The organism is Cohnella abietis, from assembly GCF_004295585.1.
GTDB lineage: Bacteria > Bacillota > Bacilli > Paenibacillales > Paenibacillaceae > Cohnella > Cohnella abietis.
In genome coordinates this window covers 5374434-5391147 of the sequence record NZ_AP019400.1, presented here as the reverse complement: position 1 = coordinate 5391147, position 16714 = coordinate 5374434, and the positions used below count along the sequence as shown (strand labels likewise).

The 16714-nt window shown below is 43.1% G+C and carries 14 protein-coding genes; 9 read left to right on the top strand and 5 right to left on the bottom strand.

Features of this window, described 5'->3' with window-relative positions:
• Positions 1-7: 7 nt before the first annotated feature.
• The 3 genes from KCTCHS21_RS23870 to KCTCHS21_RS23860 form a co-directional block, all read right to left on the bottom strand.
• The gene (locus KCTCHS21_RS23870; RefSeq protein WP_130614085.1) at positions 8-1567 is read right to left on the bottom strand and encodes a DUF3369 domain-containing protein; all 1560 of its coding nucleotides are present in this window, start codon (positions 1565-1567) and stop codon (positions 8-10) included.
• A 4-nt stretch (positions 1568-1571) separates the two neighbouring features.
• Positions 1572-3008, bottom strand: a complete 1437-nt coding sequence (locus KCTCHS21_RS23865) for a HAMP domain-containing sensor histidine kinase (protein WP_130614083.1) — start codon at positions 3006-3008, stop codon at positions 1572-1574.
• Positions 3009-3097: 89 nt separating this feature from the next.
• The gene (locus tag KCTCHS21_RS23860; RefSeq protein ID WP_162309366.1) at positions 3098-3370 is read right to left on the bottom strand and encodes a hypothetical protein; all 273 of its coding nucleotides are present in this window, start codon (positions 3368-3370) and stop codon (positions 3098-3100) included.
• A gap of 317 nt (positions 3371-3687) precedes the next feature.
• On the opposite strand from KCTCHS21_RS23860, the gene KCTCHS21_RS23855 reads away from it, so the two are divergent.
• Positions 3688-3900: a hypothetical protein gene (locus tag KCTCHS21_RS23855; RefSeq protein ID WP_130614078.1), complete on the top strand. Its 213-nt coding sequence runs from the start codon at positions 3688-3690 to the stop codon at positions 3898-3900.
• Positions 3901-4024: 124 nt separating this feature from the next.
• Positions 4025-4966 carry a ribonuclease Z gene (gene rnz / locus KCTCHS21_RS23850; RefSeq protein WP_130614076.1) on the top strand — a complete coding sequence of 314 codons (942 nt, stop codon included), beginning with the start codon at positions 4025-4027 and terminating at the stop codon, positions 4964-4966.
• 68 nt (positions 4967-5034) lie between these two features.
• Here rnz and KCTCHS21_RS23845 read toward each other — a convergent pair whose 3' ends face one another.
• Positions 5035-6375 (bottom strand): FAD-dependent oxidoreductase, encoded by a 1341-nt coding sequence (locus tag KCTCHS21_RS23845; RefSeq protein ID WP_130614074.1) that lies wholly within the window; start codon positions 6373-6375, stop codon positions 5035-5037.
• 300 nt (positions 6376-6675) lie between these two features.
• On the opposite strand from KCTCHS21_RS23845, the gene KCTCHS21_RS23840 reads away from it, so the two are divergent.
• A complete protein-coding gene (locus KCTCHS21_RS23840) occupies positions 6676-8034 on the top strand; it encodes a M14 family metallopeptidase (RefSeq protein ID WP_130614072.1) in 1359 nt (452 codons plus the stop codon).
• A gap of 381 nt (positions 8035-8415) precedes the next feature.
• Here the strand turns inward: KCTCHS21_RS23840 and KCTCHS21_RS23835 are convergent, their stop codons facing one another.
• Complete coding sequence (locus KCTCHS21_RS23835; RefSeq protein ID WP_130614070.1) at positions 8416-9294, bottom strand: LysR family transcriptional regulator; 879 nt, start codon at positions 9292-9294, stop codon at positions 8416-8418.
• A 120-nt stretch (positions 9295-9414) separates the two neighbouring features.
• Here KCTCHS21_RS23835 and KCTCHS21_RS23830 point away from each other — a divergent pair, with 120 nt between their 5' ends.
• The 6 genes from KCTCHS21_RS23830 (at position 9415) to KCTCHS21_RS23805 (ending at position 16712) form a co-directional block, all read left to right on the top strand.
• The gene (locus KCTCHS21_RS23830; RefSeq protein ID WP_179952707.1) at positions 9415-10305 is read left to right on the top strand and encodes a DMT family transporter; all 891 of its coding nucleotides are present in this window, start codon (positions 9415-9417) and stop codon (positions 10303-10305) included.
• A gap of 134 nt (positions 10306-10439) precedes the next feature.
• Complete coding sequence (locus KCTCHS21_RS23825) at positions 10440-12026, top strand: putative bifunctional diguanylate cyclase/phosphodiesterase (RefSeq protein WP_162309365.1); 1587 nt, start codon at positions 10440-10442, stop codon at positions 12024-12026.
• 142 nt (positions 12027-12168) lie between these two features.
• The gene (locus tag KCTCHS21_RS23820; RefSeq protein WP_130614066.1) at positions 12169-13122 is read left to right on the top strand and encodes an ROK family protein; all 954 of its coding nucleotides are present in this window, start codon (positions 12169-12171) and stop codon (positions 13120-13122) included.
• 919 nt (positions 13123-14041) lie between these two features.
• Positions 14042-14428 (top strand): GntR family transcriptional regulator, encoded by a 387-nt coding sequence (locus KCTCHS21_RS23815; protein ID WP_130614064.1) that lies wholly within the window; start codon positions 14042-14044, stop codon positions 14426-14428.
• A complete protein-coding gene (locus tag KCTCHS21_RS23810; protein WP_130614061.1) occupies positions 14428-15165 on the top strand; it encodes an ABC transporter ATP-binding protein in 738 nt (245 codons plus the stop codon). The genes KCTCHS21_RS23815 and KCTCHS21_RS23810 overlap by 1 nt, the downstream gene beginning before the upstream one ends.
• Complete coding sequence (locus tag KCTCHS21_RS23805) at positions 15162-16712, top strand: hypothetical protein (RefSeq protein ID WP_130614059.1); 1551 nt, start codon at positions 15162-15164, stop codon at positions 16710-16712. Before KCTCHS21_RS23810 ends, KCTCHS21_RS23805 begins: the two co-directional genes overlap by 4 nt.
• Positions 16713-16714: the final 2 nt, after the last annotated feature.

The following is a 16714-nucleotide window of genomic DNA, read 5'->3' as shown; positions in this document are numbered from 1 at the left end:
TTGTTGATTAGCTTTTCAGATCCGTAAATTGGTCTCTTATATTTAATATGCTCGGCAAGTTATCGAAGAAAAGGGTAACTAGCTGAGGGTCAAAATGCTGCCCGCTCTCTTGTCGGAAGTAATCTAGTATCTCTTCAAGCGGCCATGCTTTCTTGTACACTCTTTCGCTTCCAAGCGCATCGAATACGTCAGCAAGTGCAGCGATTCTGCCATAGATATGAATGTCTTCCCCGGCCAAACCGTTCGGATAGCCTTGACCGTTATATTTCTCATGATGCTGATGAGCTATAATGGCAGCGGTTTTGATAATATGGCGGTTAGAATGATTTAGCATGGCGTAGCCGTGATTGGTATGCATTTTTATCGTATCGAATTCTTCTGGCGTGAGCTTGCCTGGCTTATTCAGAATGGCATCAGGTACGGCAACCTTACCTACGTCATGCATCGATGATGCAAGTCTGACGATCTCGGCCTCTTCCTCGGGAATGCCGTATTTAAGAGCTAGAAGCTTAGAATATTCAGCTACTCTTTTGACGTGATTCCCCGTTTCCTTAGAACGCGTCTCGGCTATTTCTCCTAAGGTGAAAATAATTTCCTTCTGTGTATTTTCGACTTCCTCATTCAAGTATATGTTCTCGAATGCTACAGAAACGTTGGAGCTATATACTTCAATAAGATACCGATTCCATTCGTTTAAGGGGTTGGAGCCTTCGAAATAGATAACATTCTCACTGCCTGCTTTGCTCCGGAAGTAGCACGTGAAATGGTCATCAAAGAAAGAGCCCTTCTTATCGCGAAATGTACTCTCAATCCTTCTGAGAACATGTTCAGGAACGACTTCCTCGATTTTCTTGCTTTCATCGGGAGAGAAATCCCCGGTTGCTGCGAGAATATATATTTCCTCCTGCCCTTTGGAGACAGCGAAGCTGTTGCAATGAAGCGCGTTTCTATTCAAATTCATAATCGAGGTCAGCTGGGTAAGAACACCAGAGGCGAATTTTCTCATAGACTTCAGTTCGAACAAATCTGCCGAGGAATTAATGATTTTCTCTAAGCCAATCTTGTTATTCTCAATGATCATAATATCCCGGTATGAACGCAAGGCCGACATAACAGTAGTAAATAGCTTCTGAGATGTTAATTCCGTTTTTTCCTTATAATCGTTAATGTCGTAGTTCATGATTACGGTTTTCTCAGGTGCTTGGCCGGGCTGCCCAGTTCGCAGGATGATCCGGACCGCCTGGTACTTTAATTGCTCACGTATGTATTTCACAATTCTCAATCCCGAATCGTCTTGCTCCATAACGACGTCTAGTAGAATGATAGCAATGTCGGAATGATCGCTGATGACTTGGAGCGCTTCCTTCTCAGAGTGAGCGCTTATGAGATCTAGTCGCCTGCCATCGAATTCGAAATCGCTCAACACCAAACGGGTAACGTTATGAACCTCCTGCTCGTCGTCTACGATAATTATTTTCCACTTTTCTTTCTCCAAGCTTGACACTGGTGGCTCTACCTGATCATCTTCTGCGAATATAAGGAAATCTTCTTGTTGATTGCTTACCACTATGTCATCCCTCGTTCATCATTGGAATTTGAATAATAAAGTTGGTGCCTGAGCCTACTTTGCTCTCGCATCTGATCGTACCGCGAAGTGATTGTGTGACTAGATTATATACAATATGCATCCCAAGTCCGGTTCCCCCGTTACTCCGATTGGTAGTGAAGAAGGGATTAAAGATTTGCTGAACGACTTCAGGAGGCATTCCTTTACCATTATCCGAATAATGCAGGGTAAAATCGGTGAAGTGGGAGGAGACAGTAATAGAGATCTGACCCTCATCGTCTGGGTTAAAGGCATGTATAAGAGAATTCATTATCAAATTAGTTACGATTTGTGAAATGGCACCGGGATCATTAAAAAGTACAATGCCATCATTACCTGTTACTTGAACCTGATGCTTCGTCTTCTTAAGATTAGGCTGTAGGCTTATTAGCACTTCTTTAATATATTCTTTAATTTTGAACCTTCTCTTCATGTCGATAGATCGGTCTACGGCTACCTGTTTGAAGCTTCTAATCAGCTCTGATGCACGATATAGATTTGTTTGAAGCATGCCAGTCGTTTCACTCACCGTGTTGAGATACTCTTCCAAGTCTGACCGCTTCATCTTGCTGTCCTGGAACAGGAGCTGAAAGGCTTTTGTCTTCTCATCCATGTATGAGGCAGCAGTTACGCCAATGCCAATGGGAGTATTAATCTCATGCGAGACGCCAGCAACTAGGTTTCCCAAGGCTACCATCTTCTCTGATTCTACTAGCTGCTTCTGAGCTTGCTGTAATTCCTTGTAACGGCCTTCTAGGTCGATAACCATATCGTTGAAGGCAGAGGCAACCTCATTTATTTCTTGGCTAGAGTCAAGGACAATCTCTTTGTACGCAGAGCCCATCTTCATAGTAACTGCGGCATCTCTAATTTTAAGTAACGGACGAATAAGTAATTTGCGAATAATAATCGATAATACGACAAGTAAAAGCACGGCAATGGCAAGACCAACAACAATAATGAATAGAATCCGATTTGAGATTAAATCTGAGCTTTCTGATGTATCTACCAGTAGTTCAATAGCACCAACTGTAACCCCATCTTCTTTAAGAGGAGCTGTTAAACGATCTTTAGGAATACCATCAGCATCATTACGGATATGCGATATCAGAGTCTCATTTTTGGAAACCTGAATTGCGTTTAATAAATCCGGTGGGGAGGGGTTTCCGATAAGCTCCCGGTCTGTTGAAGCAAGTACCTTATCTTGTCCATACAGTGTTAATTGCAGAACATTCTCATTCTTGTATTGTATGTAATCAAAGATTTGCTGAACGTCATGTATGGAGTGGGATTCTTCGTACCTGCCGTTGATTGCAGTTGTCATCCCGTCCAGTTGGCTGACGTAGGTTTCCTCAACAGCCTTCTGAAGAGTGTAGGAATCAAACCAGACTATGACTGACATTAATAGCACAGTTACGGTAGTGAAAAGAGTTACTATCCGAGTTTGTAGGCTTAATTTATTGAGCACGAGGTTCTCCTGTAAAGGGAATATTATTTGATTTCAAAATCGTATGTTTTGGTGACGTCATAGGGGGTATGATCGTTGTTATGTAAGGAAACTTTAAGAGTATGCTTACCTTGAGATAGGTTTGGGAAAACCTGCTGACCTTGCTTGACTGCTACTTTAGCACCGTTATCCAAATACATATGGATATGGCCTTCACCATCCTGGCGAGCCTTCCCATAATGCTCCGGGGATATAGTCATGTCCGTATTCACTTTTACCGTAACCTGATTGTCTTCAATATCTAATTTGACATCCAATGAAGGTGTATGTTTTGCATGCTCGTTTACACTGCTTGAATTCGAGGTGCTACTGCAGGCTGTCAAAATCAGACAACATATGAGCAATAAACATAAAAATCTCATTTTCTCACCTCATTTATGTAAGTTAATGATTCTATTATAAGGTTTTTTATCTCATTTTGTTGGGATTTCTTTCCCACTACGAAGGTCCTAGCCTGAATTAGACAAAGACAAGAGGGGTAAGCTGAAACTATCGAATTTTTTTACAGAAAAACAGTTAATAAGCGCTCCGATGATGTAAAATAAGAAGGGTAATCTTACATGGGGTGATAAAAATGAGCGATAATAATACGACGCCTAACGAGGCTTCAGTGGAAGAAACGAAGAAATCGAACCAGACGGATGCGATCAAACGTATATTGGAAAAGAAAAAACAGGCTCAACGTTCAGCTAATGGACAACAAGGCAACGCTTCTGGCGGAGTTAAGGCTATGAAGACACAAATCCATAAGGTGCAAAATAACCAGAAGAGACGGACGGGTGTTTAAAGACTAACACTATGCCTAAGTTAGATGGGTATGTTCTTAGCATTCTAGGTTTTTTCCTTTATTGATAACTCTGATTAGTTTATTGTGCCTGTTAGCGGTACAAGCTATCGGAGGAGGTGTTGGCATGGAGCTTTGGTTTTTGGGAACGAGCGCAGGCATGCCAATTGCGAACAGGAATGTAACAGCTATTGCTCTGCAAATGCCGCAAAACAGAGGAACGTTCTGGATGTTCGATTGTGGGGAAGGTACGCAGCATCAGCTGCTTCGTTCTCCCTTCCGATTAAGCCGGCTGGAGAAGCTGTTCATTACCCATTTGCATGGGGATCATCTTTTTGGACTTCCTGGTTTATTAAGCAGCAGATCATCGCTTGGTGGAACCGAGCCATTGGATTTGTATGGTCCCCCTGGGTTGCGCGAATTTATTGAGGCTACTTTAAGGATCAGTGAAACTCATCTGGGTTATCCGCTTCGGATTCATGAGATAGAAGAAGGAACAGTATGTGAGGATGACTTCTTTACAGTAGAAGCAGCTAAGCTCGATCATCGGATCGATAGCTTCGGCTACCGAATAACTGAGCTTCCCCGTACCGGCGTTCTTAATACGGAGCTGCTTGCTAAGCTGGGTGTTCCATCAGGTCCCTTATACGGTAGCTTAAAATCTGGCAGAGACATTACGCTGGAAGATGGGCGAATAATTCGCTCTGCTGAAGTAGTCGGAAATCCACTGCCAGGCAGAATTATTGTCGTTCTGGGGGATACTAAGCCTTGTGATAGTGCAATAGAGCTTGCAAGGGGTGCAGACTTACTCGTTCATGAAGCCACGTTCGCTAATGATTTGGTGGACAAAGCAGGAGAGTATGGTCATTCCACAACCCTTCAGGCAGCGGAAACTGCACAGGCAGCAGGTGTGAAGTGGCTGTTGATTACTCATTTTAGCTCCAGATATAGCTCAGAGGATTTAGCGAGTCTGGAGGCTGAATCGAGGATAGTGTTCAGTCATACGGATGCGGCAGTGGAGTTGAAGCCCTATGCCATCCCTCGTACGACAGCGCGCAATAGCGATTAACAGATAGGAGCTATCTCTACAGGTGTACCAGATCCTGAGAGAAAGCTCCTGTCTGTTGTTTAGTATCATTAGCTCATAGCATAAGCTTGAAGACCGGCCTGATTCAGTAGGTTCCAAGGTTTATTGTAATGAGGCTGGAAGAAGAAGTCGATGAAGCCTAGCTCGTCCATCGTCATTTTGTTCTGGATGCATACCGATAACGTATTAATGGATTGAGTGAGATCCACCTTCGAGAGTACCTGAGCTCCGACAATTATCCCACTGCCTTCTTCATAGACGACCTTTAACAAAGCTTTTTCATGAGTGGGCATGAACTCAGGGCGATAGTCGTCATTGATTGTGATTTCTTTCACATTCATTCCCGCGTCAATAGCCGCTTGTTCAGTTAAGCCGGTCGAGGCAATATTGTAATCGAAAATTTTAATGCCCGACGTTCCTTGTGTGCCCATATATTTAATTGTTGGTTTGACTAAATTACGGGCTACGAGCGTACCCATCCGAATGGCGTTGGTGGCGAGTGGAATATAAGCCTGCTTGCCAGTTGGATTAAATCGGATAGCACAGCTATCTCCGGCTGCATAAACATCGGGGCAGCTTGTTTGCATATATTCATCAACGATAATAGCTCCATTAGGCAGCATCTCAACTTGATTTTCAAGTAATCCAGTATTCGGTCTAAATCCTATGCACAGAATAACGAGATCAGCTTCATATTCTCCTGCAGTAGTAATGACTTTATTGACACGGCCGTTGTTGTCTCCAGTGAACGAGGTAACACTTTGCTCCAGCGCTAATTGTACTCCGCGAGTAGTCAGCTCATCTTCCACAAGCTGGGTGAAGGGCTCATCAAGGTACTTAAACAGCACACGTGGTGTATTGTCGATTAAGGTAACCTCTTTGCCGAGCTGCTCGAAAGCCTCAACGAGCTCGATACCGATATACCCTGCACCGACGACTACGATTTTTTGGGCTGTATCTGCTTTCTCAATGAGAGTGCGAGCGTGAGCGTAATTTTTGCAGAGCTGTATATTTTCAAGGCTTATGCCATCCATCTTCGGAATAATTGGCCACGAGCCTGTCGTTAAGACCAGCTTATCAAAAGTATCGACGCTAGTTTGCCCGTTTGCGAGATTGTGGACTTGTACGGTTTTATTAATTGTATCAATCGAGAGGACGTCATGACGCATCTTGGTAAGTATGCCTAGCTCCTTTAGTACAGTAGGATTCGAGTAGAAGAGCTCGTCTGCGTTGTGTACAACTCCTCCGACATGTAGTGCGATGCCGCAAGAGAGAAACGAGATCGTATCATTTCGCTCGTAGACGGTAATCTGAGCTTCAGGATACAATTTGGCCATTTGCGTAACAGCAGCGGTTCCGGCATGGGTACAACCAATAACGATGATTTTCATAAAGTAGTCCTCCTCGAGATGTTTATTTGTGTCATTGTGATTATTTTCACATACAACGCTAATGATATGTGATTTATTTCACAATGGGTGATTTGTTTATCATAAACCGATTGCTGGACAATTACAATAGGGATGCTGATTTGTCACAATGTTAACATGATTTCAAGAAAAACATATGAAAAGGATAGAGGGCGCAGAGATAGATTTTTTAATATTTTTAACGTTAATAGAGTAGGAATATGAGCCTCCGATGTCGAAAAGGTAAAATTCGACAAGAAACGACAGGAGGCTTTTTCCATTTTGTTTTATGCTTATCGCCGCAAAATCACTCTACTACTTATTCTACTATCAGCTCTATTTTTTTTGACAGGCGGAAGCAGCACATCCTCCAAAATCGTACAACCTAAGCAGGTTTACACGTATGAAACCATGGTAAAGGATATTAAAAAATTAGCTGCGAAATACCCTGAGCTCGTTCGATATCGTTCCATAGGAAAGAGCGAGTATGGACGTGACTTATGGCTGATCGAGATAGGTAATGGACCGGTTAATATTCTATTAAATGGTTCACATCATGCTAGAGAATGGATTACAACAACAACCCTAATGGAAATGTCGGAATCGATAGCTATTAAGGCTGATGCCGGTTCCAACTGGAAAAAGTTGAGCACGACTGATCTGTTGCAGCATGTTACCTATAGCATTGTACCAATGGTGAATCCAGACGGCGTTACTTTGCAGCAGTCGGGACCAAAGGCGTTTCTACAGAAGGATCAGGCCGCATTAATTCGTATGAATAAAGGGAGCCTTAACTTTAAGCGTTGGAAGGCTAATGCAAAAGGAATCGATCTCAATCGTCAGTATCCGGCAGGCTGGGGAACGATTAGAAATGCGGCTTCTGAGCCATCCTATATGAACTATAAAGGGCAAAAGCCGCTTGAAGCAAAGGAAGCAAGGGCAATGGCAGAGCTGACTAGGAAGTTAAAGCCTGAGCTAGCGGTTTCTTACCACTCTTCTGGAGAGATTGTATTTTGGAACTATAAGACACCCTCGGCTAATCTTCAAAGGGATCGTATGATAGTGAATGAGTACGCAGCTATGACGGGGTATCGGGTTGTGAATCCAGAGTCCAATCCATCTGGCGGCGGGTTTACAGACTGGTTTATTATTGAGTTTGGTAAGCCTGCACTCACACCAGAGCTAGGAAGGCCTTCAGGAGAAACGAATGTAGCACTTTCCCAGTGGGATCGCATTTGGGAGCAGCATCAAAATACACCTTGGCTGCTTGGCTCTAGAATCGCGGAGCTATGGATCAATAATGTTCAGACAGTTGCTGTAGCAAGCAAAGTAGAGCTTGTTGCAGCCAGCTATACGTATTCAAAGCCAAGTTTGAACTTGGATACAAGAGTGCGGCTGGCGGCTGGAATTTATGAGGCGATTCGTGAAAAAGGTTCATGGATCGAGATCCGAACGGAGCAGGGCAACAGATGGTTGGCCAAGGGCTTGACGCATAAGGTGTCAAAAGAGGTAGACAAGGAAGAAGAAAAGGAAATAGAGAAAGAGCCGGATGAGCAAGTGACTGAACCGGGGACTGAGCCGGTAACTAACTCAGTGACTAACCCGGGAACTGAGTCAGTTACCGAGCCAGTTTCAGAATAAAAAGCATAACTAAATGCTGAATAGTTTAGTTAAGGAAGCCTTCAACTCCACGTGAGAACCGTGGTTTTGATGGCTTTCTTGACGATTAGAATGGATAAAATCGCTATCACCCCCGCCCCAAGAGGGAAGTGTGTGTCCTAACAAACCGTGTCTTGGCTAACGAACCGTATCGAGCTTATTGCCGAGAAAAATGACTTCTTTTTTGTTCTAAACTCCAGTGGTGTTATTGAGTCATATGCAGGAGGAATAGAGCTACTTTGCTGGATATAAGGTGTCTGGAGTTCGTTGCAACATAAAACCATCCTATTTTGTTCAAATAAGAGTTCCGCTTTGGAACAAATGAGCTTTAGACTTCTAACCTACGGAGGCTATTACTTATTGTCACTTCTCCCAACTGACCAACCATTGTTGGACACAATTAACGAACCGTCTTGCGGCAGGTGATGCGTCTTTCATAGAATGGATGGCAATGCCTAGTGACCGGAAGCTATGATCCTCTAGCTCTAGTAAACAGACGTTGTGATCACGTCCCTGAAGAACAAGCTCAGGAAGTATACTAATTCCTAGACCGTTCTCTACCATTGCAATGATCGCATAATCATCATCTGACGAGAATTTAATATTGGGTTTAATCGACGCTATATTTAATATTCGTCTGACATCATAATCAGATCCTTCACTCGGAATGATGAACGGCTCCTTTTCAATTTGGGAAAAAGGAAGATATGGGAGTTGGCTCAACGGATGATCCAATGGTAGGATGGCCAACATCCTATCCTTTTTGAGAGGAATAACTTCAAATTGCCCTTGAGCAGGAATGGTTATAAATCCGCAATCAATTTCACCATTCGAAATCCAGTTTTCTATCTCTTCATAATCGCCTTCAATCAGCTTGATTTCAATATTTGGATATTCATTCAGATATTGCTTCAATATACCTGGAAGCCAGTGAACAGATACGCTGGTGAAGGTGCCAATACGGATTGTGCCAGCTTCCAATCCATTAATAGACGTCACAATCTGCTTTATTTGTTCGTTCCAGTTCAGCATCTCACGAATCGGTTTTAATAGTTTTTCTCCATTCGCAGTTAATTTTATGCCTGACCGACCGCGGAGCAGCAGGGAAAATCCTATTTCCGTTTCTAGACTATTAATCGCATGACTCACTCCCGATTGGGTCAATCCAAGCAAATCAGAAGCCTTTGTCAGACTCCCCTGTTCGACTACTTTTATAAAAACTTCGTATTTCGTAATACTCAATGATAAGCCCATCCCTTAACATGAGATTTGTTCATGTATAGTTTAACAAAGATTCAATATTCTTGTGTATAAGGTCGTAGTATACTTTTGTTAAACTTTGCTGAATAAAGGATGATGATGTTGAAATCGCAAAAAGCTGATTTGCTTATTTTACTGGTCACAATATGTTGGGGATCATCATATATATTTATGAAGCTTGGACTAAATTCTATAGAAGAATTTAACTTGATCGCTCTCCGCTTCGGACTTGCATTCGTTGTAGCAGCAATTATTTTCTTTAAACGCTTACGTCACACCAATTCGATAACTATAAAATATGGCGCTTTGCTAGGATTCGTATTGTTCGGTGTATTTACATCAATTATGTTTGGCTTAAAAACGACCACTATATCAAATGCTGGATTTTTGGTTAGCCTAACGGTAATATTTTTGCCCTTAATTTATGTCATTGTGTACAAGAGAAAACTTCAGTTAAGCCTTATCATTGGCGTTTGTCTTGCAATCCTAGGTATTGGACTGATGACGCTAAATAGCAAGTTAAGTATTCATCCAGGAGATTTCTTATGTATTTTGGCTGCGTTGTTATATGCAATACATATTTTGATTACCGGATATGCAGCGAAAGTAACGGATGCATTAAACTTGGGGATTATACAATTGGGGTTCGCGGGTGGTTTTGGATTGATCTTTTCCATTATTTTTGAAACGCCCACGTACCCTAATTCTTCAAATGGATGGATAGCGGTACTCGCACTAAGCATCGTCTGCAGTGCTTTCGGATTTATTGTCCAGCCATTGGCACAAAAGTACACGACTCCTACCCGAACAGGACTAATATTTGCGCTTGAACCTGTGTTTGCTGCTTTGTTTGGATTCTTGTTCGCCCATGAAACATTGTCACTTAAAGGTTATTTCGGTGCGGCTCTTGTGTTGGTAGGAGTTGTCGTATCGGAGTGGCGAGGAAAACGAAAGAAATCACTTAGCACTAAAAACAACAGAATTTTACAATGAAGTCCCCATCATCCTTATTGATATCATCCTAACTTCCGATATAAACGGAGGAATCTATTATTTTTTGGAGAATAGACTAAGATAAGGTCGTATTTATGCATTTGAGTGAACATAGAATGCAGGGAGGACAATCCGTGTCGAAACAGGGCCATGAGCAAATCAAAGCTTATAAAGTACAAATGCCGTTCGCAGCCTCTTTGCGAATTTCTATCATTTATTTGATTTGCGGCGCATTATGGATTTTGTTCTCGGATAAGGCGTTAAGCTCTCTCGTACAAGACAAAGAGATGTTTGAGCAAATGAGTCTGATTAAGGGCTGGTCGTATATCGTGATGACGGCCATTTTATTGTTCTATTTAATCTATAAAGCAACTCTTCGAATGAGGGTGGCAGAGCGCAAGCTTCACAATCAATATATGGAGCTTCTTAATAGCCGGGAGGAGCTGCGCCATATTGCCTTTCGAGACCAGCTAACCGGATTGCCGAATAGGCTGGCGCTGAATGAGATTGTAATTTTGCACAAAAACACCTCGTTGCTTCACTTGGATCTAGATGAATTTAAATACGTTAACGATACGCTTGGACATGCGTTTGGAGATCGATTAGTTCAGGAGTTTTCCAAAAGATTGGTCAATGAGCTACTAGCCTCGGAGCAGCTGTACCGATTGGGTGGAGATGATTGGATTATTGTTTCCCATGAGCCTCTCGATAGGTTGCCATTAAGGGTCGAGCAGTTACTTAGCTTGTTTGAGAAGCCTTGTGTTGTTGACGAGCATCGCATGCATATGACTGGAAGCATCGGAATCTCCCATTTTCCAATCCATGGTCGGACACTTGAGCAGCTGATGAAAAATGCTGAAATTGCTCTATACCATACTAAGAAGCAGGGTGGAAATGGGCTTGCATTCTATGATGCTTCTTTTAGTATGCCGTTACAACAGCGGGCAGATATGATACGGCTTCTAAGATACGGGTTAGAAAATGAAGAATTTGAGCTTCATTATCAGCCACAAATCAATTTAGAAAATTCACGTATTGAGGGCTTCGAGGCGTTAATTCGTTGGAACAGCTCGGAGTTAGGTAGAATTCCACCAGATCAATTTATACGGCTTGCAGAAGAGTCGCATTTGATTATTCCTATGGGAGAATGGGTACTGCGGACAGCCTGCAAATTCATTCGTGGTATTCATGAGAGTGAGGAAAATAAACCGATTGTCTCAGTTAACGTTTCGGTTGTTCAGCTGATTGGGCATCGTTTTGAGGAACGGGTACTAGATATTTTGCGGGAAACAGGTCTAGACCCTTGTTACTTGGAGCTTGAGGTTACAGAGTCAATGATGATTGAATCTATGGATTTAGTTGCGGATAAGCTGACTCGGTTAAAAGAGTATGGTATTAATATTGCTCTTGATGATTTCGGGAGGGGGTTCTCGTCACTAAGTCACTTAATGAGGCTGCCGATAACAACGCTTAAGATTGACAAGAGCTTCATTGAGCACATTCCGGAAAACCAGGAAGATCAGCCATTAACGGGACTCATTATTCAATTGGCTAAGGGGATGGGGATGAAAGTCGTGGCGGAGGGTGTAGAGAAATATGTTCAATTAGACTATCTTAAAAAATATGAATGTAATTGTATTCAGGGATTTTTGTTTAGCAAGCCTCTCCCGGCTTTAATAGCCAGAGATTGGATTAAAGCGTTTAGTTTACCTATTAGATGAATACGAATCTAGCGGGATTATTATTTAATTGGGTGTAAAATGGTATTTATTTTCCTCTCCGTATTAATTATGCTAAACTATCAAATAGATGATTCCGAGACTCGTGTGCTTGGAGAAGTATAGAACTTAATTGGAGGACCACATGCATAATAAAGTATACGCAGGTATTGATCTAGGTGGGACTAAACTGTTGGTCGTTCTCCTGAATGAAGCGGGAGAAGTCCTGAAAAAATCGGAGACGAGCACGAATGCTCAAGAAGGCCCCGAAGCTGTTATTAAGCGAATGATTGAATTGCTGCAAAATTGCATGGAGCCTAGTTATTCCTTGGCTAGCATTGGAGTAGCTACTGCTGGTACATTGATTGCCGAAGAAGGTATTGTTGCGCAAGCATCCAACTTAGGGTGGATTAATATTCCTCTAGGCAAACAATTGGAGCAGGCTTTCGGTGTGCGTGTGAATATAGAAAATGATGCAAATGCGGCAGCCTACGGGGAATGGGCGGTAGGTGCTGGCAAAGGAACGAAAAATTGTGTCTTTATTACCGTGTCGACGGGAATTGGGGCTGGAATTGTTAGCTCCGGTCAGTTAATTCGAGGTAGAGATTCGAGTGCGGGAGAGCTAGGCCATATCACGATTGATTGGAATGGCCCGAGATGTCTTTGTGGAAATGTCGGCTGTCTGGAGCTGTATGCATCTGGCACTGCAATTGCTAGAAGAGCTCAGCAGGAGGCGGCAGAGCTTCCAGAGAAGGCTGCATTGTTATTGGAGAAAGCGGGAGGAAATCCAATTACTTCTCGTCATGTAGCAGAAGCAGCATCCGAGGGCGAGGAGCTGTCTGTGCGAGTTCTTCAAGAGGCTGGACAGGCGCTTGGTGCGGGACTTATTAGTGCTATACATGCGATAAACCCGGAAGTAATCATTATTGGCGGCGGGGCGGCAAGCATTGGCCCCCTTTTACTAGATCCGATGCATCAAGTCATTGCTGATCGTGCCATTAAATCCATGGCTGCAGGTCTGCGAATTGTTACACCTCTGCTAGGTAAAGAAGCGGGTGCCATCGGTGCAGCATTACTGGTCGCTGCAGACGCATCTTAAGGTAATTGTAAATGGGGCTATCTCCAGCTATGAAATTGGCTGAGGGATGGCTTTTTTTGTTTGAGTTGAGCTCGTACTAGCCCCAACATAGTAGCCCCAACATAGTAGCCCCAACATAGTAGCCCCAACATAGTAGCCCCAACATAGTAGCCCCAACATAGTAGCCCCAACATAGTAGCCCCAACATAGTAGCCCCAACATAGTAGCCCCAACATAGTAGCCCCAACATAGTAGCCCAACATAGTAGCCCCAACATAGTAGCCCAAACATAGTAGCCCCAACATAGTAGCCCCAAACATAGTAGCCCCAACATAGTAGCCCCAACATAGTAGCCCCAACATACCAGCACTCAAATACAAGCGCCAACATATGAGTCCTACCACCAACCCGATTTGTAGCAGAGTTAAGCGATATGATCGACTGTTGCGGAGGTTGTTAGTAGCCCTCAGTGCGTTAATCGAGGAAAAGAATCCGAATGAGCAAATCTAAGTAGCCGTCAGTGCGTTAATCGGTGAAAAGCGTCCGAACGAGCAAATCTAAGTAGCCGTCAGTGCGTTAATCGGTGAAAAGTGTCCGAGCGAGAAGATCTAAGTAGCCGTCAGTGCGTTAATTGGTGAAAAACGTCCGAACGAGCAAATCTAAGTAGCCGTCAGTGCGTTATTAGGGGAAAAGTGTCCGAGCGAGAAGATCTAAGTAGCCGTCAGTGCGTTAATCGAGGAAAAGTGTCTGAACGAGCAAATCTAAGTAGCCGTCAGTGCGTTAATCGGGGAGAAGCGGCCGAACGAGCAATTTCTGGTCTTGCGGTTGTATGGTCCCCCATGGTACACTAACTGCATATTGTATGGCATGTATCCATACACCCGTTACAACAAGCGTTACAATAATAGCTCTAAATGAGCTATATAGTGGGGTTGAATTCATGAAAGAAGAAACTGAGTTGCTGCCCGATCATTTTCAGACTGATCCTTCACGTCCGATCTATGAGCAGTTTGTTGAGCAGATCCGTGCTCGTATTGTCAGTGGTCTTATTCCGGCTGGTTCACGGCTTCCTTCTGTCAGAGATCTTGCAGCAGATAGGCGTGTTAATCCGACTACGGCAGCTAGGACTTATCAAGAGCTAGAGAGGAAGAAATTAATTGTGACTTATAGAGGCCAAGGGACGTTCGTGACAAATTCGGCGGATACTATTCAAGAGGCGCGTAAAGAGATGGCGGTAGAGGCTGTTCGTCAGTTCAAGGACATTGCTCAGTCCCTTGGGCTAACCGTTAACGAGATGATCCAATTAGCCGATCAGGAGGAAGCATAATGGACAATTCCAATTACAGTAATGAAACCTTCTCATCTGGAAAAGACAATGCCATTGATTGCCGTGATGTATGTCTGAAAGCAAAGAAGAAAAAAATACTGGACCAAGTAAGCTTTGGGGTTCCAAGGGGAAGTATTACTGGACTGCTTGGACCTAATGGAGCAGGAAAGTCTTCGCTGCTGCGCATGATTGCAGGTTTGTCCACGCCTGACTCCGGATCTATACATGTGCTTGGAGAGCCTGCGGGAGAAGCTGTACTCGGGAAATTGTCACTATTACCGGACCGTGGAAATCTTCCAGGATGGTTAACAGCAGGGAAGTGGCTTTCCTTTGCTCAAAGCTTATATCCCGATTGGAATGATACGAGGGCGGAGCAGTTAATTGTTAGCCTTAAGATCAATTTAGAATCTCGGATATCGGTCATGTCTAGGGGAGAGGAAGCAAGACTGCAGCTGTTGACATGCTTGGCTCGCAGCGCGCCGCTTGTTATTCTGGATGAGCCTTTTACTGGAGTAGATATGATTTCCCGTGAGCAAATTTCTTCGACTGTTGTTAGTGAGTTAGCGGATGGAGAGAGAACTTTCCTAATTGCAACACATGATATTCGAGAAATGGAGCTGCTGTTCGATCGCTTAGTTTTGATTAAGGATGGTCAGGTTCAGAGTGTTGCCGACGTAGAGCAGCTGCGGCGTGCTGGAAAATCGGTAGAATCCCATTATAGGGAAGTGTTTGCATGACAACATTAAGAAGCTTAACGAAGTTAGAATTTAGTCAATTCAGCTCATCGTTGCCTAGCCTAACAAGAAGAGGCTTAGGGATAACGATATCTTATATCGCTTTATTAGTAGTGTTAGGATTATATTGCTTTAGGAATTATGATTCCCCAGCCATTGTATTTACTGTCGGATTGGCTATGTCATGGTTAATAATAATGACGTTATCTATGGTGCATATCGCGATGATTTGGGCGCAACCGTATAGAGAGTGGTGGCTGATGCTACCACACCCCCGATCTGTCTTGGCAAAGGCCAAATCTTTGAGCTTTATGAAAGTAGGCTTTAGAATTGTTATTCTTATTCAGCTTGCATGTCTATTCTACTATGGGGTTGCACTGGCTTTAGGGCAGATGAAGTTAATGCCTATAGGACAGCTGGCAGCCATGGTTGGAGCAAATCTGTTATTAGCTTTAGTGAGTATTCCTGTTACGGTACTAATAGGAATGGCAGTGTGTACGATGTACAAAGGCTGGACCAGATGGCTATTGATTCCCTATCTATTGCTGACACAGAGCTCTTACGCCCTATTCGGAGTCATTTTCTCTATGGACAGCTCAGATTTCAAAGCAAATTCACCCAGTTATTTGTTGCTCTATTCAGCGGGTATCGTCATCATTGGATGGCCTATCGCCTTTTTGCTAATGAGATTGATTTCAACGACAGGATTGAAAAATATGGCGGATATTCGCTTAGTTATGAAATCTACGGCTTCCTCTAATTCGTTAGGCAAGAGCAGCAGTAAGTTAACTCATCAAAAGAGCAGATCAAGTGGATTTGCTGCCCTGTATGCTTTGGAACGGGAACGTTATCGGTATTATGGTTCTATTAAGCTCGTTCAGATTATTAAATATAGCTTGTTGGCAGTCGTTGTGCTGGGTGCATTTTTATCTTCTGAGGATTCTAAGGACCTAATAGAAATGCTGCAAGTATTATTAATGCTTCCTGTATTGTTAGCTTCAATCTTAATGATGAATAAGGCAAATATAGACCGGAAGCATATGCAATGGTGGTTGAGCTTTCCGCTTTCCCGTCGCTCATTAATACTCTCGCAAATAGCAGGGATGGGAATTACCGTTATTCGAATTATTGGGGCGCTGTTGGTGGCTTTTGTACTTGGAATTGCGCTTAGCATAAGTATGGGGCGAATGGAAATGGAGCAATTATCGTCATGTATGGAATGGTTTGCGTATACTCTTGTGCTTTATGTATCCATTCTTACTGTTATTTTAGGTGTAATGCAATTCACCTATTATCTGATGAGATCCACAGTAATGTCGGTCGCCATACTGTTTCCCATTTACCTTACCGTCGCTTTCCAGAATTGGATTGTAAAAAAGCTTTTCTATCCAGAAGGATTTTATTCGTCTGACCTAGTTCCCCATTGGGACAATATAGGTATTTTATTAGCGGTTGGTTTGCCGCTTGCTCTGTTTTGCATTTCAATTGGAGCTAAATATGTCCATCTATTATTAGATATCCAAGCCAGATCCGCGTTGAAAAAGAGCTAACA

Coding starts and splice junctions, on each gene's coding strand:
- KCTCHS21_RS23865 (WP_130614083.1), bottom strand. CDS start 3,008: ATGTCAGTCATAGTCTGGTTTGATTCCTACACTCTTCAGAAGGCTGTT.
- KCTCHS21_RS23855 (WP_130614078.1), top strand. CDS start 3,688: ATGAGCGATAATAATACGACGCCTAACGAGGCTTCAGTGGAAGAAACG.
- rnz (WP_130614076.1), top strand. CDS start 4,025: ATGGAGCTTTGGTTTTTGGGAACGAGCGCAGGCATGCCAATTGCGAAC.
- KCTCHS21_RS23845 (WP_130614074.1), bottom strand. CDS start 6,375: ATGAAAATCATCGTTATTGGTTGTACCCATGCCGGAACCGCTGCTGTT.
- KCTCHS21_RS23820 (WP_130614066.1), top strand. CDS start 12,169: ATGCATAATAAAGTATACGCAGGTATTGATCTAGGTGGGACTAAACTG.
- KCTCHS21_RS23815 (WP_130614064.1), top strand. CDS start 14,042: ATGAAAGAAGAAACTGAGTTGCTGCCCGATCATTTTCAGACTGATCCT.
- KCTCHS21_RS23810 (WP_130614061.1), top strand. CDS start 14,428: ATGGACAATTCCAATTACAGTAATGAAACCTTCTCATCTGGAAAAGAC.
- KCTCHS21_RS23805 (WP_130614059.1), top strand. CDS start 15,162: ATGACAACATTAAGAAGCTTAACGAAGTTAGAATTTAGTCAATTCAGC.